The sequence below is a fragment of the Lederbergia galactosidilytica genome (assembly GCF_017873565.1).
GTDB classification, from domain to species: Bacteria; Bacillota; Bacilli; order Bacillales; family Bacillaceae_C; genus Lederbergia; species Lederbergia galactosidilytica.
The window spans coordinates 237810-260292 of record NZ_JAGGKH010000002.1; the positions used below are offsets into that span (position 1 = coordinate 237810).

Here is a 22483-nt window from a genome sequence, read left to right on the forward strand (position 1 = left end):
GGGTTTCCCCTTCCATTCTATAACATTTATATAATTTTTGGTGATTATTCAACAGAAAAAATATATGGATATAACGGTTGTTTTCCATTGTGAACTTCTATTTCAAGATCTGGATATTGATCATGGAGCTCCTCTACTAGCTGGCTTACAGCGTTCGTATCCGTATCTTCCCCATAAAGTATCGTAAGAATTTCAGAATCACTATCAAGCATATGCTGAAGAAGATTCTGGACTGTACTTTTTAACTCTTGATTGGCTTCCACGATAACTCCGTCTTGAATTCCCATATAATCATCTTTTTGAATCGATAAACCATCAATCACTGTATCGCGAACAGCATAAGTAATTTGTCCTGTTTTAACCTCTTGTGCAGCTCCGCTCATCTCTTGTCCATTTTGTTCAAGGGAAAGGGAAGAATTAAAGGCCAATACAGCTGCTAAACCTTGAGGAACAGTTTTTGTAGGTACAACAAATACCTCTTCTTCAGCTACTTCTGCCGCTTGTTCAGCCGCCATAATAATATTTTTATTATTAGGGAGGAGGAGAATTTTTTCAGCATGGGTAGATTGAATTGCCTTTACAATATCCTCCGTACTTGGATTCATTGTTTGGCCGCCTTCAATGACCTTTTCAACCCCTAGACTTTTAAATAATTCAGCAATTCCTTCCCCCATTGAAACAGCAATGATCGCATATGGCTGTTTTTCCTTTTTAGCTGGTTGGTTTGCATTTTGATGTTGCTTATCATTTTCTAAAATAGTGCTATGTTGCTCTCGCATATTTTCAATTTTCATATTGATTAAGCTGCCATACTTTTGGCCATAACTGAGAACTTCTCCTGGTTCTTCTGAATGTATATGAACTTTCACTACATCATCATCTGAAATGACTAGGAGAGAATCACCAAAGCGGCTTAAATCTTCTTGAAAAGTTTGTTCCGAAAATTTCTTTTTCTTCGAATCAAACTTCACCATAAATTCAGTACAGTAACCAAAGACAATATCATCTGTATGTAAAAACCCTTGTACACTTTGATGGTGTTGGGCATTCACAAGTTCATCCATACTTGGTTCAAGGACAGGATTATCTGGTAAGGCCTCTCCTTTTAAGGATGCTAAAAAGCCTTCATATACACAGACTAATCCTTGCCCACCACTATCAACAACTCCGACTTCTTTCAAAACCGGTAATAGCTCAGGAGTACGCTTCAAAGATGCTTTTGCCTCCTTTAAGACTGCTTCCATAATGCCAATAATATCATCATCAGATTTAGCTGTTTCAATTGCTTTTTGGGCTGAATCTTTCGCAACAGTCAGGATCGTTCCCTCTACTGGTTTCATCACAGCTTTATAAGCCGTTTTTACTCCAGCTTCGAAAGCATTCGCAAAATCTTTTCCATCTAAAACTGATTTCTGTTCAATATCCTTAGCGAACCCACGAAAAAGCTGTGATAAAATAACACCTGAATTTCCGCGTGCCCCCATTAAAAGACCTTTTGATAAAGCCATTGCTACCTTTCCAATATGGGCTTGTTTGTTTTTTTGCACTTCTTTTGAGCCAGAAGTCATGGAAAGATTCATATTTGTTCCAGTATCACCATCAGGTACAGGAAAAACATTCAATGCATCGACCATTTGAGCATTGGCTCCCAAATGGTTGGCTCCTTTTATGATCATTTCAGCAAATTGATTTCCATCCAATGTTTGTATAGACACTAATTTTTTCCTCCTCCATTACGGGTTCACTACTCGAACCCCTTGAACATAAATATTAACAGTGTCAGCAGCAACTCCTATTGTTTGTTCAAGTGTATATTTCACCTTAGATTGTACATTATGGGCAACTTCAGATATTTTCGTTCCATAACTCACAATGATATACATATCTATGTGTAAAGCTTCTTCTTCCTGACGAACAATGATTCCGCGAGTGAAATTTTCCTTCCGTAAAATATCTGTTAGACCATCTTTAATTTGATTCTTGGAAGCCATTCCGACAATCCCATAACAATCAATCGCAGCACCGCCAGCAGTTATTGCGATTACTTCATTGGATATATCAATATGGCCGTAACTATTTTTTAATTCTATGGACATGTAAATTCCTCCTTAGTTGGTCGAAATCCCCCACATCATACATAACACTTTTTTTATGACGCACTCACAACATAGATAAAAACATTTTACTATAATGTTAACTATTTTTAAAGTATTGCTCTTTTTGAATAATATATTTGAATAAAAAAACATTATTTCCTCATCATACGGCTGATAAGAATGATTGCAATCAGCATATATCTGTGGTAAATTATTTAAGTGTCTGAGGAAATTTGAAGGAATGAACGAATCAATAGTCTGACTTCAGTGACAGGAGGGAATACAGAATGGCAAAACAATGTGTTGTTACAGGTCGTAAAACAAGATCTGGAAATAAACGTTCACACGCAATGAATGCGAATAAACGTACTTGGAAAGCAAATCTTCATAAAGTGAGAATCCTTGTAGACGGAAAACCGAAGCGTGTTTGGGTTTCTGCGCGTGCACTTAAATCCGGTAAAGTTGAACGTGTATAATACATGTAAGGATAATAGGCGTTATGACATCTTGTTGTAATGCCTTTTGTGCCCTGCTTCTTAGCAGGCCAAACAAAAAAGGCGTCCTAAAAGGCGCCTTTTTTGTTAAAAATAATCATATTTCTAATTGCTTTTCCCCATTTGTAGGAACAAAATGGATCATTTCATCTATAAGGGTCAGCTATTTACCCCTTTTTAAAGGCTCCTAGCATGGCCCTTACAATCCCACCCAAAAATTTTGGAAGTTTAATCGTATAAAATCTCACTTCATTCCCTCCTAACCTAAAAAATACCCTCATTTACCCCTGATCATTATATACAATGTTTATAAATAAGTACTTGCCTTAAAAAATATGTGTTCAAAAGAGGGATAAAAAGGACCAAGTTTGCTAAATTCATTTATGTTTTCCATTAAGGTCCTTGTTCATCCAAAAATTCAAGATAGCGAGTTTCAAATAGCGAACTAGCATAGGAACTGTTGATTTTTACCTCATTCAGGAGATATACAATTTAGTAAATATCCTGTGTTCCTATTACAAATGCAACAGAGAAACAAGCCAACTCAAATTTCAATGGATTGATTTTATCGAACTTTTTTGAACAACATCTAAAAATAAAAGACTACTTCTTAATCATTACTTCTTACCATCATTAATATGCCTTTTTCAAATGAAAAAGTACCAGTTTTTTGTATAAGTTCATTGCTTATACATAAAGAAGAAGTAAACGCAACATTTTGATCAACGAGTGGATATTTAAAACCGGTTAGAGATAAGCAGTTAATTTCATGGCTTAAGGATATAAATGAAATGTATTTTTTATCTTTATCCTGCTTGATTTGATACTGACCAGGAAAAAAAATGGCTATATCATTTTGTTTATCTATCATTTCAATCGGATATGACCGTGGCTTTTGGTATTTCACTAACATAAATGCATTGGCTAAGAAATGATCCAATCTTCCCCCAGTAGCTCCGAAAATCTTTATACTAGAAGGCTCCTTACTTGTTGACCAGTCTAAGGCTAATTCCATATCGGTTTCATCTTTTTCCGGCTGATGAATTTCTAATTCATTTACAGTCTGTTGAATAACCTTCCACTCTTCTTCGGAGACAGAATCAAAATCACCAATCGCAATGGTTGGATTAATCTCATGTTTGAGTAAATAATAAACACCTCTATCTACTCCAACCCAAAGCGTATTTTCATCGTTGTAGGTGCTAAGATTCGGTATATGTTGTATAGGTCCACCAGCCACAATATTTATTCGTTTATTCATATCCGATGCTAGAGCGTATTTCTTGAATCGCTAAATTTCGATCCGCACGTCCAAAAATTGCAGAGCCTGCAACAAAAACATTCGCCCCAGCTTCCTTACATATTTTTGCCGTTTGGGTATCAATTCCACCATCCACCTCAATATCGACATCAAGATTTTTAGCTTGTATCATACGCTGCACTTCTCCGATCTTTGGCAATACGGCGTTAATAAACGTCTGACCCCCGAAACCAGGGTTAACAGTCATTAATAAGACCATATCAATTTCTTCCAAAATATTTTCAATCATTGTAGCTGGTGTAGCCGGATTTAGCACGACACCAGACTTAACACCTAATTTTTTTATTTCTTGAAGAGTGCGATGGATATGTCGATCTGCTTCCACATGAACGGTAATTATATCTGCCCCTGCCTGTGCAAATTCATGGATATATTGTTCAGGATGTTCAATCATTAAATGAACATCTAATGGTAATTTCGTTACTTTCTTTACGGCACTTACAACAAGTGGTCCCATCGTAATATTTGGCACAAAGTGCCCATCCATTACATCAATATGAATATAATCCGCTCCAGCGGCTTCTACTTCTTTCACTTCTTCTCCTAATTTCGTAAAATCTGCCGATAATATGGAGGGTGCAATTTTCATAATATTAATACCTCGGCTTTCTATCTTTAATTTCTCCTAAAAACTGTAAATAATGTTGATATCGATCCTCATCAATATCCCCTATTTCTACAGCTGCTTTAACTGCACAATGTGGTTCATTTTCATGGAGGCATCCACGAAATTTACAGTCTTTTCCTATTTCTTGTATTTCCGGAAAGGTCCATGGTAAATCTTCAATATCTAATTCATTAAAATCCAAAGAACTAAATCCAGGTGTGTCTGCGATCAATCCATTATCTATTTGAATGAATTCAACATGTCTTGTCGTATGCTTACCACGGCCTAAGTGGGTTGAGATCTCATTTGTTTTTAATGCCAAATTGGGTTGTAAAGCATTCAACAATGAAGTTTTCCCCACTCCTGATTGTCCTGCAAAAACGCTCGTATGAGTTCCAATAATGGAACGAAACTGTTCAATTCCTTCAGTCGTATGGGAGGATAAGAAAATAATTTCATAACCAATTCGTTCATAAACAGACAATTGTTCTTTCAATATCTTTATTTCAGTTTCTAACAAAAGATCCATCTTTGTTATGCAAATAACTGGAATAATCTGATGAAATTCAACCAAAACAAGAAAGCGATCAAGTAGAACAGAATTAAAGTTCGGTTCCTTTGCAGAAAAGATCAAGATCGCTTGATCAATATTTGCAACAGGAGGTCGGATCAATTCATTCCGCCTTGGTTTGATCTCCATTATATACCCTTCTTTGTCATTTTCCGCTTGATAAACAACCTGATCTCCCACCAAAGGGGTGATTTTATTTTTTCTAAAAACCCCTCTGCCACGACATTGAATAATTTGTCCCTTATCTTCTACATAATAAAATCCACTTAGAGCTTTAATAATAATTCCTTCCGACATGTCACCTTTCCTTTCGTACTAGAGAATATACAAAATTTCATAAGTTTTATTTTCTGTGTTTCCTTCTGCCCTATGAATAAAGGAGGCAAGTCCAGAATGTTAAAACCGCCTCATGCTTTGAGGCGTTATATAGTATCGGCTAAAAAAGCTAGTCTTTTTTAGCCGATGTTATGCTATTTAAACAGATCTTTAATCCCCAGGATAAGGTACATCCTCTTCTTTAATGACAGTATTACCTCTCATTACCTTATAGCTTGCCGAGCTCCCTTTTTCTATTCTGAATTTCACTTCTCTTACAGATGTTTCAGTAATAGTGAAGGTATCAGCCGGAACAGACATATTGTTATCCATATCCTGTATTAATATTTTTATTTCTTGAGGAGGATTTTCCTTCTTCTCCTCTTGCTCCTGTTCTCCTTCCTCTTGTCCTTCTTCCCCTACTTCCTCTTCATCCATGTTTTCTTCTTCATTAGCTGAAGGATCGTATGGAATGGTGATTTCTTTCGTTACTTCTTTAAATGGAATTTCTTCCTGACCTTTTGAAATTATAACCTTTACCTTCTCTCCTTTGGAAAGTTCGGTTCCACTTTCAGGTTCTTGGGATATAACAATCCCTTCAGGCACTGTATCGGAATATTCCTCAGCAGACATATCGATATCTAATCCAGTTGATTCCTCATAATTTTCTAAGCCTTTCCGATTATAACCCGTTAAATCTTTCAATGTCAGTAATTCTTGCCCCATGCTTACTACAAATTTTAATGTTACTTCATCTGGAATAACTTCTGTTTCTGGATCAGGAGTTTGCTCTATAATCGTCCCTGCTGATGCATCGTTATATACTTCCTCTTTTTGAATATCATCAACATTGAAACCTAACTTTTCCAATAACTCTTTCACATCTTCGAATGATTGACCTGTATAATCAGATAAAGTGACTTTTTCTTTTCCAGTACTTAAATAAATTTTAACTATCTGCCCTTTTTTAATTGATTTACCTGCCCTCGGATCTGTTTTGATTACTTTTCCTTCGTCAACTTCTTCACTAGGCATCTCTATCGTATCACCTATTTCCAATCCATTATCAACAAGCATTGCAACGGCATCATCATATTCTTCTCCCCTCAGATCTGGGACTTCAATCGTCTGCGCTGCATGAATTGCAGGTAAAATAAACATCAAAAATACGAGGAGTAATATTAATAAAGCTGAAATACTCCCTACAACCCATGGCCATTTTTTACGTTTTTTCTTTTTAGGGCTAGGCTTAGTAGCGTTTTTTGTATCCCCTTTTGCTTGTCCATTTTTGGGATGTGGAATCGTTTTGTTGTTCATATTTGTAAGATCATCTTCAGTGATAATCGGGATGGCTTTCGTTGCTTCATGGTCTTCGGGAATAGCAAATTTCGGTTCATTTTTCCGAGCAGGATCTAATGCCGTATCTAAATCACTTTCCATTTCTTCCGCACTATCATAGCGCTGGAAAGGATCTTTTGTTGTTGCTTTTAAAACAATATTTTCCAGACTTTGTGGGACCATTGGATTCCAGCGTCTTGGGGAAGGGGTATCAGATTGTAAATGTTTCAAAGCAATCGAAATGGCAGATTCTCCAAAAAAAGGCAATCGCCCCGTTAGTAACTCGAACATGACAATACCTAATGAATAGATATCAGATTTTTTTGTAGCCATCCCCCCTCTTGCTTGCTCAGGAGACAAATAATGAACTGATCCTAACACAGCATTAGTTTGTGTAATCGAAGTAGCACTTAAGGCCATTGCGATACCAAAATCAGTTATCATTACATGACCATCGTGGTCTATTAATATATTCTGTGGCTTTATATCCCTGTGTATAATATGATTCTGATGTGCATGAGCAACAGCTGAAGTTAATTGTTTCATTATGTCAATTGTTTTTTCAATTTCAAGTGGATGGTAACTTTGGATATATTCTTTTAATGTCATGCCATCTACAAATTCCATGACAATGTAATAGATATCATCCTCTTCTCCTACATCATAGATGCTAACGATATTCTCATGAGTCAAACTTGTCGCTGATTGTGCTTCTCTTTGAAAACGACGAATAAATTCATCTTCTGTAGCAAAATCTAATCGTAATATTTTTATTGCCACATCACGATCAAGAATCATATCATGAGCCAAATAAACATTGGCCATACCGCCTCCGCCGATTAGTCGGATTACCTTATAACGGCCACTGACTCTTCTTCCTATTAACATTAATCCTTGCACCTGCTTTCAGCTTGTGCTGCAATAATGGCAACGGAAATATTATCTTCTCCACCATAATGGTTAGCTAAATTAATGAGTTTTTTTGCCTTCTGGTCAAGTTCTATTTCATCCTTGATAATTTCCTGCATCTCAGCTACTGAAAGCTTATTGGATAGTCCGTCCGAACAAAGTAATAGTTTATCATTTTCTTCAAGTGTAACTGTTAAAATATCCATATCCGTTTCTAATTCCGTTCCCATTGCTTTTAGCAACATATTTTTTCTAGGATGAAATTCTGCATCTTCTGCTGAAATTTCTCCTGCTTTCACAAGTTCATTTACAAGTGAATGGTCTTCCGTTATTTGTTTAAAGCCATTTTCATTGTGCAAATAGCAACGACTATCACCAATATTGACAATGGTCGCAAATCCATCTAAACATAAAGCGGCAACTAAAGTGGTTCCCATTCCTTCACATTCCGGGTGTAACTGGGAATGTTCAAAAATTTTCTTATTCACATACTCCACTTGTGTACGAATCCATTGTTCAGCCATTTCAGGTGAAGTAAAACTTTTCGTGTTTTCCCAAAGTTCTCCTAAGCTTGACACGGCTATTTGACTAGCAACTTCTCCAGCATTATGCCCACCCATTCCATCTGCCACAATAGCAAGATAATGATTAGCGGAATTTAAAAAAATCCCTCCGCTATCCTCATTAAGTTTTCGTATTTTTCCCTGATCTGTTTTAAATATCGCATCCATATTTTCTTCTCCTCTTTAAGCTACTCGCTTATCTTTAAGGGTTCGAATTATCTATTACTGATCCTTCTTTTTAAAAGCAGCAATAAAAAAGCCGTCACCACCGAAGTCTTGTGGTAAAATTTGCACCTTATTTTCTTTCGGATCAACTAGATGAGTTAGACTATTGGGTAAATGAATGTAATGTGGTATAAAGTTTTCTTGCTGTCGTAAAAATTCATTCACAGTCTCTAAATTTTCTTCCATATCAACTGTACAGGTACTATAGATTAGTAGGCCATTCTTTTTCAGCAATCTTGCAGATTCATTTAAAATTTCTAATTGAACATGACTCAATGCCGCAATATCTTGAATAGTCTTTGAATATTTTATATCAGGTTTACGTCGTAAAACTCCTAAACCAGAACAAGGAGCATCCACCAAAACACGATCAAAAGACTCTAGCTCTAGTAATTCGCTCGTATTTCTGCTATCCATCACATTAGCTTCAATATTTTGAAGTTGGAGGCGGGCCGCATTTTCATTTATGAGCCGCACTTTATGTGAATGGAGATCAAGCGCAACAACCTTCCCAGTTCCTTTTAGTTTTTCGGCAATATGTCCTGTTTTTCCTCCCGGCGCTGCACAAGCATCAAGCACTGCTAAATCTGGGGATAATTCCAATGCATATGCAACAACCATAGAACTTTCATCTTGAATACTAATCAACCCAGATTCATAAACTTTTGAATGGGCAATATTTCCTCTAAGAACTCTAATACCCTCGGGAATAATAGGACTAGGTTGAACATCAAAGCCTTCTTCCTTTAATAAACTTATTACCTCTTCCATTGAAGTCATTAGCATGTTAACTCTCGCCGTTTGCACAGGGGGCAGTAAATTATATTCACACATCGATTTTGTTTTTTCCCAACCAAACTGCTTATTCCATCTTTGTACTAACCATAAAGGATGACTCGTCTCGACTGAAAGACGTTCTATAGGGTCAGCAATGATGTTGAGGGATGGGACTCCCTGTCTCTGGACTTGTCTTAAAATTCCATTCACAAAACTGGAAATTCCTTTATGTCCGCGTTTTTTTGCAATTTCAACAGCTTCAAATAAAATCGCTCGATCGGGAATTTTATCTAAATAAACCATCTGGTAAATAGATAAACGTAATAAATTTAACACCCAGTGGTCAGGTTGCTTCCGTAAAAAAGGTTGAAGATAATAATCTAAGGTTAACTTACGCTGTATCGTTCCATAAACCAACTCTGTAAGCAATCCTACATCAGGCCCTGTTATTTTTTCCTTTTGGATTACCTGGTTCAATAATAAATTACTGTAAGATTGTTGTTTATCAATCAACTCCAATATATCTAGAGCTGCTTCTCGAACAGACTTTTTCTTTTTATTCATTATCCTGCCCCAATCGGTCCCCTAATTTAATTGTAGACCCTGTTCCATTTAAAAACTGTTCAGTCGTCATTTTCTTTTTACCTGCTGGCTGTACCTCTAATATTTTAATTCCTATTTCATTATTGGTCGAAACGGTAAAACTATTTTTTTCCACACTCACTATCGTTCCCGGTAATTTTTGTGTGGAATTTTCCACCTTTTCCGCTCGCCATATTTTTAATGTTTTACCCGACCAAATAGTATAAGCTACTGGCCAAGGACTTAATCCTCTAATTTGGTTATAAATAGTCTCACCGGATTCATCCCAATTAATTTTTTCTTGTTCTCTCGATATATTTGAGGCAAATGTCGCTAGTTGATGGTCTTGCGGGACTGGGTTTATTTTTCCTGCTAATAAATCAGGTATTGTTTCGGAAAGTAATTTCGCTCCAGCTAAACTAAGTTTATTATGTAAACTTCCAACATCGTCATTTTCTTCAATCGGTACCTCAACTTGCGTAAGAATATCCCCAGCATCCAATTGTTTCACCATATACATAATTGTGATACCTGTTTTTTCTTTTCCTTGCAATAATGCATAATGGATCGGAGCCCCACCCCTTAATTCAGGAAGCAATGAAGCATGCACATTAATACATCCATGTTTCGGGGCCTTTAACAAAGATTCTGGTAATATTTGTCCATAAGCTGCTGTCACTAGTAAATCAGGTTTTAAATCCACAATCTTCTGTACCTCTAGAGGATCACGAATTTTTTCCGGTTGCAATACTGGTATTCCTAAACGTTCCGCCTCTATCTTGACTGGGGGTGCCGTAAGCTTTTTTTTACGCCCAACCGGACGGTCTGGTTGCGTTACAACTGCTATGACATCATATTTCTCATCCATTAACTTTTTTAGAATAGGTACCGAAAAATCAGGTGTTCCCATAAAAATAACTCTGGTCATCTCTCTCACTACTTTCTAACACTTATCTTTTTTCAATAAAACGCAGGTCAGAACAGCGTAACCACAGGATGTGGCCAACTTAACCGTTTAACCTTATTATGAAAATTTGTACGTCGCTGTACATGCGCTTCCGCTTTTCGGTGTCCAGCTTTGGGCGGTAGGGGCTCGAGGTCTAATAACCTGAATCTTTCGAAGGGAAAAAGCACCCTTCTACAGATTCAGAACATTTGCTTGTCGCCCCTAAGCAACCGCCCTACGCTTTTCGGTGTCCAGCTTTGGGCGGTAGGGGCTCGAGGTCTAATAACCTGTATCTTTCGAAGGGAAAATGACCCTTCTACAGATTCAGAACATTTGCTTGTCGCCCCTAAGCAACCGCCCTACGCTTTTCGGTGTCCAGCTTTGGGCGGTAGGGGCTCGAGGTCTAATAACCTGAATCTTTCGAAGGGAAAATGCACCCTTCTACAGATTCAGAACATTTGCTTGTCGCCCCTAAGCAACCGCCCTACGCTTTTCGATGTCACATCATGTTATAAGGATTAACATCAATGGAAATAGTCAAACCTTCTTTATTGTATTGTTGCTGATAATGTTCTACTAGTCTTTTTAATGTTTGTGTTAATTTTGGTTCATGCTTGTATTTTATCAAACATTGATAACGATATCTATCATTGATTCGTGGAATCGGTGAGGATGCAGGTCCTAATATGACTGCTTGTTCTGAAAGATTTGCTCGAATAAATTTTGCCATCTTTTCTGTAACAGAAATAACCTTCATTAAATCTTCATGACTGACAGTTACCAAAGACAAATAATAAAAAGGTGGATAGGATCCCATTTTTCGTAGCATCATTTCTCGCTGATAGAAATGATCATAGTTTTGTTGTCCTGCCAGCTGCACACTGTAATGCTCAGGAGCATAAGTTTGAATGACAACCTCTCCAGTTAATTCATGTCTACCTGCCCTTCCACTTACTTGTGTCAATAATTGAAAGGTCTTTTCCGCAGCTCTAAAGTCGGGCAAATTCAGCATCGTATCTGCACTTAAAACTCCAACAAGTGTGATGTTTGGGAAATCTAAACCTTTGGCAATCATTTGCGTTCCCAATAAAATATCGGCTCGTCCTGATTTAAATTGATCGAGCAACTTTTCATGTGCTCCTTTTCTTGATGTTGTATCAACATCCATCCGAATGATTCTAGCTTCAGGAAGCACCTTATTTAATTCTTCTTCCACCTTCTGGGTTCCAGTACCAAAATAACGAATATGTTGGCTCGTACATTCAGGACATTTTTCTGGTACACCTGTTGTAAACCCACAATAATGACATTTCATTTCATTTGAAAACCGATGAAAAGTTAATGATATGTCACAGTGTGGACACTGCATTACATACCCACAATCCCGACAAAGTAAAAAGGATGAATGTCCTCTTCTATTTAAAAATAAAATCGTTTGTTCTTGCTTTTCTAAACGATCTTTTAATTTTTCAAATAGCTCCACAGAGAACATCGAGCGATTCCCACTTCTCATTTCCTCACGCATGTCAACAATTGAAACAGATGGTAGAGCCATTTCGTTCATTCGTTTTGACAAAGTTAATAAATGGTATACACCTTTTTTCGCTCTAGCAAAAGATTCAAGCGAAGGGGTTGCACTCCCCAATATGACTGGACACTGATGATTTTCCGCCCTTTTAATCGCGACATCACGAGCATGATAGCGAGGTTGCTCCTCTTGCTTATAACTAGTTTCATGTTCTTCATCAATAATCATAATCCCGATATTTTCCAAAGGTGCAAAAATGGCAGAACGAGCTCCGACAACTACTTTTGCTTCCTTTCTTTGGATCTTACGCCATTCATCATATTTTTCTCCTAGGGACAAACCACTATGAAGAACAGCTACATCATCTCCGAATCTACCTTTGAAGCGGTCGACCATTTGTGGTGTTAACGATATTTCAGGCACCAATACTATCGCTTCTTTGCCTTTTTCTAATACTTTTTGGATCGATTGTAAATATATTTCCGTTTTTCCACTCCCTGTTACACCATATAATAGGAAGGTTTGATATTCATCTGCTTCGATTCGGGATAAAATTGGGGTGATTGCCTTTTGTTGTTCCTCTGTTAAAGTTAATGGTAAAGTACGTTCAAATTCTTTATGTGCAAATGGATCTCGATATATTTCATCTTGACTTTTTTGCAATATACCTTTCTTAACGAAAGCTTGAATCGCCGTAGAAGAAGTACCACTTAGTTCTATTAATTGTTGTGTAGTAAAATTTTCTCCTGAGTGCTCCATTAGAAAGAAGATAAGTTTCCTTTGGGCAGTCGCATTCGCTCTTATTTCGTTTTTATGAGCTGTCAATTCAGCCTCTCTTAAATAAGTTGTATAAAAGGTCATCGTCTTTTTTTTGGCGCGGTCTTTTATATCGTAAATAACTTCGGCATTTCCCAAATTTACTTGTTCACGTAATTTTGGGAGTATTTCTCTGTTGTCAGCTTCCTTCCAAGCTATTTTTTCTTGACTTAAAAAAAGCGATTCTAATTCAGGATCAGTCTCTAGTTTCGTTCGGCGAATATATTTTTCATATTTTGCTTTCATTGCCGCTGGAAGCATAGCATGAAAGGCGGATATTTTAAAAGAGAGTGTTTCATTTGCAATCCATTGTCCTAACCCAAGAAGCTCTTTATTTAAAACAGGTGTTAAATCTAGTAATTCCTTAATTTCTTTAAGTTTTTTTAAGCTACTTTCCCTCTTTACTTCCATTACAAAGCCTTGGATAAGTCGTGGGCCAAAGGGAACAGCTACTCTCATCCCAGGTTCTACTATGTTTAGCCATTTTTCAGGTATTACATAATCAAAAACCTTATCTGTTCCAAGCGCTGGAACATCGACAATGACTTCTGCAATCATTTATGATCTTCCTTTATTATATTTTGCACGATTTCTTCAAGGATTCGTTTGGCAGTTTCATATTTACTTAATAAGGGTAATTTTTTAGGTTTTTGATTTGCTTGAACAATCGTGACGATATTTGTATCTGCTGAGAAGCCAGCTCCTTTTGTCATAATATCATTCGCGATGATCATATCCGCATTTTTTCTTTCTAGTTTTCCTAAAGCATGTTCTTCAAGTTTTTCAGTTTCGGCAGCAAAGCCAACGAGATATTGATGTTCTTTTCGCTTCCCTAATTCCATTAATATATCATTTGTTCTTTCAAATTCTATAATAAAATTACCATCTTTTTTCTTAATTTTTTGTTGAAAGGTTTGTTTTGGGCGATAATCTGCTACCGCTGCACTTTTTATCACGATATCTGCGGAAGGAAAATATTTTAACACTTGTTCATACATTTCCTCTGCTGTTTCAATAGAAATAAATTTCACACCGGTTGGCACAGGTAAATTACTTGGACCAGAAATTAATACAACTTCTGCTCCCATTTTTTCCGCTTCTTCTGCTAGTGCATAACCCATTTTTCCTGAAGAATGGTTTGTAAAATAGCGAACAGGATCAATGCTCTCTTTAGTGGGTCCTGCGGTAATAAGCACTTTCTTGCCCTTGAGGGATTGTGCTTGCTCAGAAAAATGTCGATGGATATGCTCCACAATCTTCTCAGGTTCTTCTAATCTTCCCTTACCTACATAACCACAAGCTAGATACCCTTCACCTGGTTCAATAAACCGATGACCAAATTCATTCAAAATATGAATATTTTTTTTGACAGCTGGATGATCATACATATGCACATTCATAGCTGGCGCAATCCATACAGGAGCTGTTGTCGCAAGTAATGTAGTGGAAACCATATCATCTGCTAAACCATGGGCTAATTTTGCAATCATATTTGCTGTTGCAGGTGCTATTAAGGCTAAATCTGCCCAATCTGCTAAATCTATATGAGCGATCACTTCTGGGTTATTTTCAATAAAAGTATCTGTATAAACTTCATTCCTAGATAAAGCTTGGAAGGTTAGCGGTGATACAAATTTTGTAGCTGATCTAGTCATCATGACTTTAACGGAGTAACCTGATTGAACAAGCTTGCTTGTTAGGGCAGCCGCTTTATAACAAGCAATGCCGCCTGTCACACCCAATAATATATTTTTTTTCATTTCATACATCCTCATTTAAATTTTTAGGGTATCGGATTATCTGTGAAAAATATGAAGCGATACGCCACCCTAGCATATGGAATATGCGGGAGTCCTACGAGAAATAAGAGATCGACAAGGTCCCGGAGGCGGAGAAAATTTCATTTGCATTATGCCAAAACTCTAACTCATTCCACAGTATTTTCCGATCGCCCAATTTTAATGACTGCGAATTACTTCTATTATGTAGACCAAAAACAGAAAAGACAACCCATAGACATATAGGTTGTCTGTACTATGAAAAGCGCAAAGCGTCCGTAAAATCATAAAATCAAGAAGGACGACTAAGCCACCATAACCACCTGTTCGCCACCTTGATCAGATGTAATAACCCCAGGCAAGCTATTCTGGAATGAATCTTGAAAAAAATTGCCCTCGGCCCTAACAATTGCATAATAACTTACATTAGTGTTAGAAATACTAATGCAAAAAGACTATACTCTTTTAACAAATTGCACAGACTTAATTTGTGCCTTTTACTTTTAAAGCGCCTGAGTAGATTTCCTCCAAGGCTTTTCCAACAAACTTATGTGATTCGTACTTCTCCATTAATGGATTTGCTTCTTCCTGTAAACGTCGAGCTCTACTAGCGGAAACCGTCACAAGAGAGTATTTAGAATCAATGACATTCAATAGCTTATCAATAGATGGGTATAGCATTATTTTTCAACCTCCAACATTTTTATATACTTTCCTGCGATTCGCTCACTCCGAAAATGTTCGGCCTGAACAATCGCATTAATACGGTCAACCGCTTTTTCAACATCATCATTTTCAACAATATAATCATATAAACTCATCAATTCAATTTCTCGGCGAGCTGCTTCCATGCGATTATGAATTAATTCTACCGATTCAGTGCCTCTTCCGACAATCCTACTTTGAAGTTCATTTAAACTCGGGGGCATTAAAAATATGAATAAACCATCAGGAATTTTTTCGCGCACTTGTTTCGCTCCTTGAACTTCAATTTCCAGAAAAACATCTTTTCCAGAATTTAAAGTTTCGTTAACATAATCCAATGGAGTACCATAATAATTCCCCACATATTCAGCGTATTCTAAGAGTTTTCCATCTTGAATCATTTGCTTAAACTCTTCCTTGCTCTTAAAGAAATAATCTACACCGTCTACTTCCCCTTCACGAGGAGAACGAGTCGTAGCTGAAATGGAATATTCGAATTGAGCATCAGGACGCGAAAATACTGCTTTTCTTACTGTGCCCTTTCCAACTCCTGATGGGCCAGAAAGGACAATCAATAACCCCTTTTCTTTCATTATGTTCCTACCCTTCTTCATTATCGTCCTTGCCAAATAACCGCTGTGCAACGGTCTCAGGCTGGACAGCTGAAAGAATCACATGTTCACTATCCATAATAATTACTGCCCTTGTTCTTCTTCCATAAGTAGCATCAATTAATGTAGCACGATCTCGTGCATCTTGAATGATACGCTTTATGGGAGCGGACTCAGGCCTAACAATCGAAATAATTCGATTGGCTGAGACAATATTTCCAAAGCCAATATTTAAAAGCTTGGTTTGCATAATGCTCCTCCAGTCAACTATCGGTTTTTTTGTACATTTATATACATTCTAGTATGTGTTCAAAAAGGACCAAGTCGGCTAAAGGTGCTAATGAATCGCCAACATTTGACACTAGTACGTCCTATACGTCAAGAGTCTGAGGCGACGAAACTTTGCATAGTAGAGAGTATACTCTTAACTCAATAAGTAGTGGACTTGCACAATATATGCTGACTTTCATGTTACCCACAGGATATGGGCAAATATTTCACCAACATAGCAATTTAAAGTGTCATTTTTACGGGCTTTTTGAACAGCCTCATCTATGTATAGATATTGTCCTGAATTAAAAAAGGTAATAGAGCCTTGTCTATTACCTTTAAAATTATAACACAATTCATTTCTTTTTTCTTATAATAAAACTTCCTGCCAGTAAAAAAGTTGGCAAAGCACTCATTACAGCAATTAATAACCAGTCTGCACCTATGATCGGAACGGTATGAAAAATAGGTTGCAAGGCGGGAATATAAATGACACAGATTGTCAGAGCAAGGGAGAAAAGCACCGATAATACTAAATATTTATTTTCAAACGGATTTCTTGAAAATATTGACACTTCACTCCGGCAATCAAATACATGAATGAGTTGAGCCATAATTAAAGTAGTAAAGGCAACCGTTTGTGCATAAGCGAGATTAGCAGGATCGCGTTGATATATAAACAAAAATGCCAAGAGTGTCGAGATTCCAATGAGGAAGCCGCGCGAAATAATTTTCCAGCCCAACCCTCTGGCAAATACCCCTTCATTAACAGGACGAGGTCTCCTCTTCATCACATTATCTTCTGACTGGTCTAACCCTAACGCCATAGCTGGTAATCCATCTGTCACTAAATTTACCCATAATATCTGGATCGGCACAAGAGGGAGGGGCATAGACATGAGCATCGCAAAAAGCATTACGAGAATTTCACCAACATTGGATGCTAATAAGTAACGGATAAACTTTCTAATATTTTCATAAATATTTCTTCCTTCATGGATAGCTGATTTTATCGTTGTAAAATTGTCATCCATTAATATTAATGAGGAAGCTTCTTTTGCAACGTCTGTTCCAGTGATTCCCATCGCAATTCCAATATCTGCTGATTTGATCGCAGGAGCATCATTTATCCCATCACCAGTCATCGCTACAATATGTCCATTACTTTGTAGAGCTTTTACAATTTTTAATTTATGTTCGGGCGTAACACGGGCAAAAACAGCAACATTTTCCACCACTTCTTCTAATTCTTCTACAGAAAGTTGATTTAGCTGTTGCCCATCCATTACTAAATCATTTTTTCCAAGAATACCTAATTGTTCCGCTATGGCACAGGCTGTTGCCTGATGATCTCCCGTAATCATGACTGTCTTTATTCCAGCTTGTTTACATTCCGCAACCGCTGCTTTTACTTCAGGTCGAGGCGGATCAATCATACCTTGCAAACCTATGAAAGTTAATTCTTTTTCAATTTCCTTTTCATTCTGAGGATATATATCTCCTTGGAATGGTTTAAAGGCAATCGCGATGGTGCGTAAGGCTTGCCCTGCGAGCTGCTGTACAGTCGCTTGAATTTCTTCACCTATCTCCCCATTAAGCATCCGCTTCTTTTGTTCCCATAAAATCGACTCACATTTTTCTGCTAAAACATCTGGTGCCCCTTTTGTGATTACAAATTGTTTTCCATCTTCATCCTTAACAATGACACTCATCATTTTTCTGCCAGAATCAAATGGATATTCTTTTTGAATCGTAAATTGTTTTAATAATGAATCACGATGGATTTCCGCTTTCAGAGCCGACATTAGTAGCGCCCCCTCAGTCGGATCCCCATCCACAATAACTTTTCCATCTTTCCTCATAAGTTCCGCATGGTTACACAGAACACCAAATGTTAATAATTGTTTAATCGCCTTCTCATTTCCAAAGTTGACTTTTTGCTCATTATAATATAGTTGATCATGATCTTCTCCGGAAAACTGATACGTTTTCCCTCCACTCCAAACATGGGTTACTGTCATTTTATTCTGTGTCATGGTTCCTGTTTTATCTGAACAAATTACGGAGGCACAGCCTAATGTTTCAACAGCCGGTAATTTACGCACAATCGCATTTTTGCGAATCATCCTTTGAACACCTAATGATAAAGCAACTGTCACGATGGCAGGCAAACCTTCTGGTATGGCGGCTACAGCTAACGATACCCCTGCTAAGAACATTGTGAAGACATCATGTCCATGAATAATACCGACAACAACGACAAGCAATGTTAATGCTAGAGCAACAGTAATTAAAATTTTTCCTAATTGCTGCAATCGTCTTTGTAGAGGGGTTGACATTACAGTTGCTGTTTGAATCATATGAGCTATTTCACCCATTGCTGTTTTCATGCCCGTTGCCGTAACAATCCCCATCCCATTACCACTAGTCACTAATGTACCTTTAAAGGCCATGTTATTTAGATCACCGAGATTAGGTGCGGTATCTTGAATAACCCCCGTATATTTAGTAGATGGGATAGATTCCCCAGTTAATGCTGATTCCTCAATTTGTAAATTATTTGCTTGTAATAAACGCATATCAGCGCCTATTCGATCACCGCTCGAAAAACGTAATATATCCCCAGGAACTACATCTCTGGAATTAATTTTTACCCATTGTCCTTCGCGCAATACAGAAACTTGTGGAGCCGAAAGATTTTTTAATGCTTCTAGCGATTTTTCTGCCTTTCTTTCTTGGATAAAACCTAATATTCCGTTAAGAAAAACAATCGCCATTATCGTTATCGCGTCGATATACTCACCAAGAATACCTGAAATAAGTGTTGCTCCAAGTAAAACAAGTACCATAAAATCCTTGAACTGACTAAAGAATAATAAGATAGCTGATTGCTTTTCCCCTTCAGATAATTCATTCCATCCGAATTTATTTCTTTTTGTTTCAACAGCTTTATTCGTTAGCCCTTGTTCAATGCTTGTGTTTAATGACGCCTCCACTTCTTTTTCTTGCATTTCATAAAACTGCATGCCCCTCACCTCATCACTCTCTTTCTCATAACATACAGAAGTTGTCCATGTAATAGCATGCTTATTCAGTGGAAGTCGATTTCATGATATAATTTTGACCAAGCACATTAAAAGTGAAAGTATCTGTTTAGTGATGTACTAAATGGAAGTGTATAAAAAGCTGTGCCATTCTAACAACGCCCTGTTGGTACGATAACGGGAACGCAAGGATTGAAGTGAAGGATGGTGACTCCAAGCAGGTGTTTAGAATCTTATAGGTCGCTCTACCCCTAGAAGATTACAATTGGTATAAGCAGACATTGACTAATGGGTACACCATCTTATCGTAACACCGATAAATTTGCCTTTAGCAAGCCTTATGCCTATCGCCTACAGCTAGACAGAGGGGAGAAACATTATTGATCTACGAAATCAGAAACCAAAAATTTACTAGTCGCTAGACTCTGGTGATCATTTATTTGGACCTATCCACAATGAGATTTATAATTTCCTAATTAAGCTAAATAGTTTCGAATAATAAATGGAAGAGGTTGTTATAATGCCTTTTGATGGTTTTTTTACTCGCGCAGTTGTATCGGAATTAGCATCTCTACTTGTTGGTGGGAGAATTAGTAAAATACACCAACCTTTTAAAAATGAAATAGTCATGATTGTTAGAGCAGGAAGAAAAAATCATAAGTTACTTATTTCCGCTCATCCTAGCTATGCTAGGATTCAGGTAACCGATGATATATTTGAAAACCCCCAAGAACCACCAATGTTCTGTATGATTTTGCGAAAGCACTTAGAAGGGGCTATTATCGAGGACATTAATCAAGTTGAAATGGATCGAATCGTTATATTAAAGATTAAAAGCCGTGATGAACTGGGAGATATTCGCTATAAAAAATTAATCATCGAAATTATGGGGAGACACAGCAATATCATACTAGTTGATGAGGAAACAGAGATGATTTTGGATAGTGTGAAGCACATCCCTACTGCTTTAAATAGTTATCGGACTATTTTACCTGGTGCTAAATATATTCTCCCGCCTGCGCAAAATAAAATAAGTCCTTTAAATGCAACAAAGGAAGATATATTGAGGATAATTGATTTTAATGCAGGGAAATTAGATAAACAGATTGTTGGTGGTTTTTCTGGAATTTCTCCATTACTCGCTAAAGAAATCGTTCATCGAGCTGGATTAGCGAATAGGGAAACACTACCTAATGCTTTCTTAATGATGATGAACAAACTTGAAGCTCATCAATATTCCCCTAGTATTACTATTTTTGAGAATAAAGAAGAATTTTACTTATTGCCACTCACTTTGATGGCAGGGGAAATAAAACAATTTGTTACTCTTAGTGAAATGTTGGATCGCTTCTATTTCGGGAAAGCGGATCGTGATCGAGTAAAGCAACAAGCACATGACTTGGAAAGATTGATAAAGAACGAAAAGGAAAAGAATGAAGGGAAATTAGGAAAATTAAAACAAACTTTATCGGAAGCTGAAAATGCTGACCAGCACCAACTACTTGGAGAGTTATTAACAGCCAATCTCCATCAAGTTCAAAAAGGAATGAAAGATATTTCTGTTCCAAATTATTATGATGAACATTATCAAGAGGTCACAATACTACTAGATCCGCGAAAATCACCTTCAGAAAATGCACAAATGTATTTTACAAAATATCAAAAAGCGAAAAATGCGGTACATGTAGTAAAAGATCAAATTGAAAAGACTCTAGGAGAAATAGAGTATTTCGATGGCTTAATCCAACAGCTAGATTCTGCCTCTCCTCGCGATCTAGAAGAAATTCGAGAAGAATTAAGGGAAGAAGGTTATTTACGCTCCCAAAAGAAAAATAAAAAGAAGTCGAATGCAAAACCTGTCATTGAGCGTTATCAAGCTAGTGATGGAACAGAAATTTTTGTTGGAAAAAATAATAAACAAAATGATTATTTAACAAATAAATTGGCGTCTAGAGATGATATTTGGCTACATACGAAAGACATTCCTGGTTCACATGTCGTGATTCGTAGCAAAAATCCCGATGATGCAGTCATTTTAGAAGCTGCCATGCTTGCTGCCTATTTTAGTAAAGCGAAAAATTCAGCCTCTGTGCCTGTCGACTTTACTAAAGTTAGACATGTTAAAAAGCCAAATGGAGCTAAACCTGGATTTGTTATTTATGATAACCAGCAAACTGTCTATGTGACGCCAGATGAAGATCAAGTGAGGAAGATGCAAAATTAGCTACCTTAACAGATAGATTTTTAAGTCTGTCGTTACCTCTCGGTTTGTCTAACGGTTACTGCCGTATAAAAAGTCTTAATCACAATTAATCCGTGGGAATATAGAGAATCCCCACGGATTAATTTTTCCTACTTTTCGAGCCACTGCTCAGGATGCATCCGCCAGTTTTCAAGTATTTCTTGATCACTTTCGTCAATCATCCCGCGCTCAAATGCAACCTTGATTAAGCTTGAATATCCTGTTAATGAATAAGCTTTTAATTGGGCCTCTGCTAATTTTCTATGGCCATTTTCTAATTCATATGTAAAGATTGACACGATCCCGAGTACATCGATACCTTCGGCTTGGAGAGCTTGTGCCGCAGAAATTGCACTGCCCCCTGTAGAAATTAGATCTTCTACCACAACCGCTTTTTGCCCGTTTAACAATTTTCCTTCGATTTGATTTCCTTTCCCGTGACTTTTAGCAGATGAACGAACATAGCACATAGGTAATTCAAGTTGATCACTGACCCAGGCAGCATGTGGAATACCTGCTGTAGCTGTACCTGCTATGATTTCTACCTCTGGAAAATGATGCTGGATTAACTGTGCCAAACCAGTCGCAATTTCTTTACGAATAGCAGGATATGATAAAGTTAAACGATTATCACAATAAATAGGAGATTTTAAGCCGGATGACCAAATAAAAGGATCTTTCGGTTTCAAGGATACTGCATTAATGTCTAATAATTGTTTGGCAATGTTTTCTGCTAAATTCATTT

The 22483-nt window shown here is 37.2% G+C and carries 19 protein-coding genes; 2 read left to right on the forward strand and 17 right to left on the reverse strand.

Annotated features, from left to right (window positions below; translation table 11 throughout):
• Positions 1 to 44: 44 nt before the first annotated feature.
• Together J2Z23_RS03030 and J2Z23_RS03035 are read right to left on the reverse strand one after the other, a co-directional pair.
• Positions 45 to 1715, reverse strand: a complete 1671-nt coding sequence (locus tag J2Z23_RS03030; RefSeq protein WP_064467947.1) for a DAK2 domain-containing protein — start codon at positions 1713 to 1715, stop codon at positions 45 to 47.
• Between the two features lie 18 nt (positions 1716 to 1733).
• Complete coding sequence (locus J2Z23_RS03035; RefSeq protein ID WP_057986720.1) at positions 1734 to 2096, reverse strand: Asp23/Gls24 family envelope stress response protein; 363 nt, start codon at positions 2094 to 2096, stop codon at positions 1734 to 1736.
• A 287-nt stretch (positions 2097 to 2383) separates the two neighbouring features.
• Here J2Z23_RS03035 and rpmB point away from each other — a divergent pair, with 287 nt between their 5' ends.
• A complete protein-coding gene (gene rpmB, locus J2Z23_RS03040) occupies positions 2384 to 2572 on the forward strand; it encodes a 50S ribosomal protein L28 (RefSeq protein ID WP_057986722.1) in 189 nt (62 codons plus the stop codon).
• 185 nt (positions 2573 to 2757) lie between these two features.
• On the opposite strand, the gene spoVM is transcribed toward rpmB, so the two are convergent.
• From spoVM to J2Z23_RS03110, 14 genes are all read right to left on the reverse strand, one after another.
• The gene (gene spoVM / locus J2Z23_RS03045; protein WP_057986724.1) at positions 2758 to 2838 is read right to left on the reverse strand and encodes a stage V sporulation protein SpoVM; all 81 of its coding nucleotides are present in this window, start codon (positions 2836 to 2838) and stop codon (positions 2758 to 2760) included.
• A gap of 362 nt (positions 2839 to 3200) precedes the next feature.
• Positions 3201 to 3851, reverse strand: coding sequence for a thiamine diphosphokinase (locus J2Z23_RS03050; protein WP_057986726.1), 651 nt, complete (start codon positions 3849 to 3851; stop codon positions 3201 to 3203).
• Positions 3844 to 4503 (reverse strand): ribulose-phosphate 3-epimerase, encoded by a 660-nt coding sequence (gene rpe, locus J2Z23_RS03055; protein WP_057986728.1) that lies wholly within the window; start codon positions 4501 to 4503, stop codon positions 3844 to 3846. The genes J2Z23_RS03050 and rpe overlap by 8 nt, the downstream gene beginning before the upstream one ends.
• Before the next feature lies 1 nt (position 4504).
• Entirely contained in the window at positions 4505 to 5386 is an 882-nt protein-coding gene (gene rsgA / locus J2Z23_RS03060) for a ribosome small subunit-dependent GTPase A (RefSeq protein WP_057995768.1), read from the reverse strand.
• Positions 5387 to 5575: 189 nt separating this feature from the next.
• The gene (gene pknB / locus J2Z23_RS03065) at positions 5576 to 7630 is read right to left on the reverse strand and encodes a Stk1 family PASTA domain-containing Ser/Thr kinase (protein WP_057986731.1); all 2055 of its coding nucleotides are present in this window, start codon (positions 7628 to 7630) and stop codon (positions 5576 to 5578) included.
• A complete protein-coding gene (locus tag J2Z23_RS03070; RefSeq protein WP_209973179.1) occupies positions 7630 to 8382 on the reverse strand; it encodes a Stp1/IreP family PP2C-type Ser/Thr phosphatase in 753 nt (250 codons plus the stop codon). The genes pknB and J2Z23_RS03070 overlap by 1 nt, the downstream gene beginning before the upstream one ends.
• 54 nt (positions 8383 to 8436) lie before the next feature.
• Positions 8437 to 9780, reverse strand: a complete 1344-nt coding sequence (gene rsmB / locus J2Z23_RS03075) for a 16S rRNA (cytosine(967)-C(5))-methyltransferase RsmB (RefSeq protein WP_064467950.1) — start codon at positions 9778 to 9780, stop codon at positions 8437 to 8439.
• Positions 9773 to 10726: a methionyl-tRNA formyltransferase gene (fmt, locus tag J2Z23_RS03080; RefSeq protein ID WP_064467951.1), complete on the reverse strand. Its 954-nt coding sequence runs from the start codon at positions 10724 to 10726 to the stop codon at positions 9773 to 9775. Before fmt ends, rsmB begins: the two co-directional genes overlap by 8 nt.
• Before the next feature lie 517 nt (positions 10727 to 11243).
• Positions 11244 to 13646, reverse strand: coding sequence for a primosomal protein N' (gene priA / locus J2Z23_RS03085; protein ID WP_209973180.1), 2403 nt, complete (start codon positions 13644 to 13646; stop codon positions 11244 to 11246).
• A complete protein-coding gene (gene coaBC / locus J2Z23_RS03090) occupies positions 13643 to 14848 on the reverse strand; it encodes a bifunctional phosphopantothenoylcysteine decarboxylase/phosphopantothenate--cysteine ligase CoaBC (RefSeq protein WP_057986741.1) in 1206 nt (401 codons plus the stop codon). Before coaBC ends, priA begins: the two co-directional genes overlap by 4 nt.
• 501 nt (positions 14849 to 15349) lie before the next feature.
• Positions 15350 to 15547 carry a DNA-directed RNA polymerase subunit omega gene (gene rpoZ, locus J2Z23_RS03095; protein WP_057986744.1) on the reverse strand — a complete coding sequence of 66 codons (198 nt, stop codon included), beginning with the start codon at positions 15545 to 15547 and terminating at the stop codon, positions 15350 to 15352.
• Positions 15547 to 16164: a guanylate kinase gene (gmk, locus tag J2Z23_RS03100; protein ID WP_057986746.1), complete on the reverse strand. Its 618-nt coding sequence runs from the start codon at positions 16162 to 16164 to the stop codon at positions 15547 to 15549. Before gmk ends, rpoZ begins: the two co-directional genes overlap by 1 nt.
• A 7-nt stretch (positions 16165 to 16171) precedes the next feature.
• Positions 16172 to 16432 carry an extracellular matrix/biofilm regulator RemA gene (remA, locus tag J2Z23_RS03105; protein WP_057986748.1) on the reverse strand — a complete coding sequence of 87 codons (261 nt, stop codon included), beginning with the start codon at positions 16430 to 16432 and terminating at the stop codon, positions 16172 to 16174.
• A gap of 376 nt (positions 16433 to 16808) precedes the next feature.
• Positions 16809 to 19478, reverse strand: coding sequence for a cation-translocating P-type ATPase (locus J2Z23_RS03110; protein WP_209973181.1), 2670 nt, complete (start codon positions 19476 to 19478; stop codon positions 16809 to 16811).
• A 538-nt stretch (positions 19479 to 20016) separates the two neighbouring features.
• Between J2Z23_RS03110 and J2Z23_RS03115 the strand changes: the two genes are divergently transcribed.
• On the forward strand, positions 20017 to 21720 hold the full coding sequence (locus J2Z23_RS03115; protein ID WP_057986753.1) for an Rqc2 family fibronectin-binding protein: 1704 nt from the start codon (positions 20017 to 20019) through the stop codon (positions 21718 to 21720).
• Between the two features lie 128 nt (positions 21721 to 21848).
• Here J2Z23_RS03115 and pyrE read toward each other — a convergent pair whose 3' ends face one another.
• Positions 21849 to 22481 carry an orotate phosphoribosyltransferase gene (gene pyrE / locus J2Z23_RS03120; RefSeq protein ID WP_057986801.1) on the reverse strand — a complete coding sequence of 211 codons (633 nt, stop codon included), beginning with the start codon at positions 22479 to 22481 and terminating at the stop codon, positions 21849 to 21851.
• Positions 22482 to 22483: the final 2 nt, after the last annotated feature.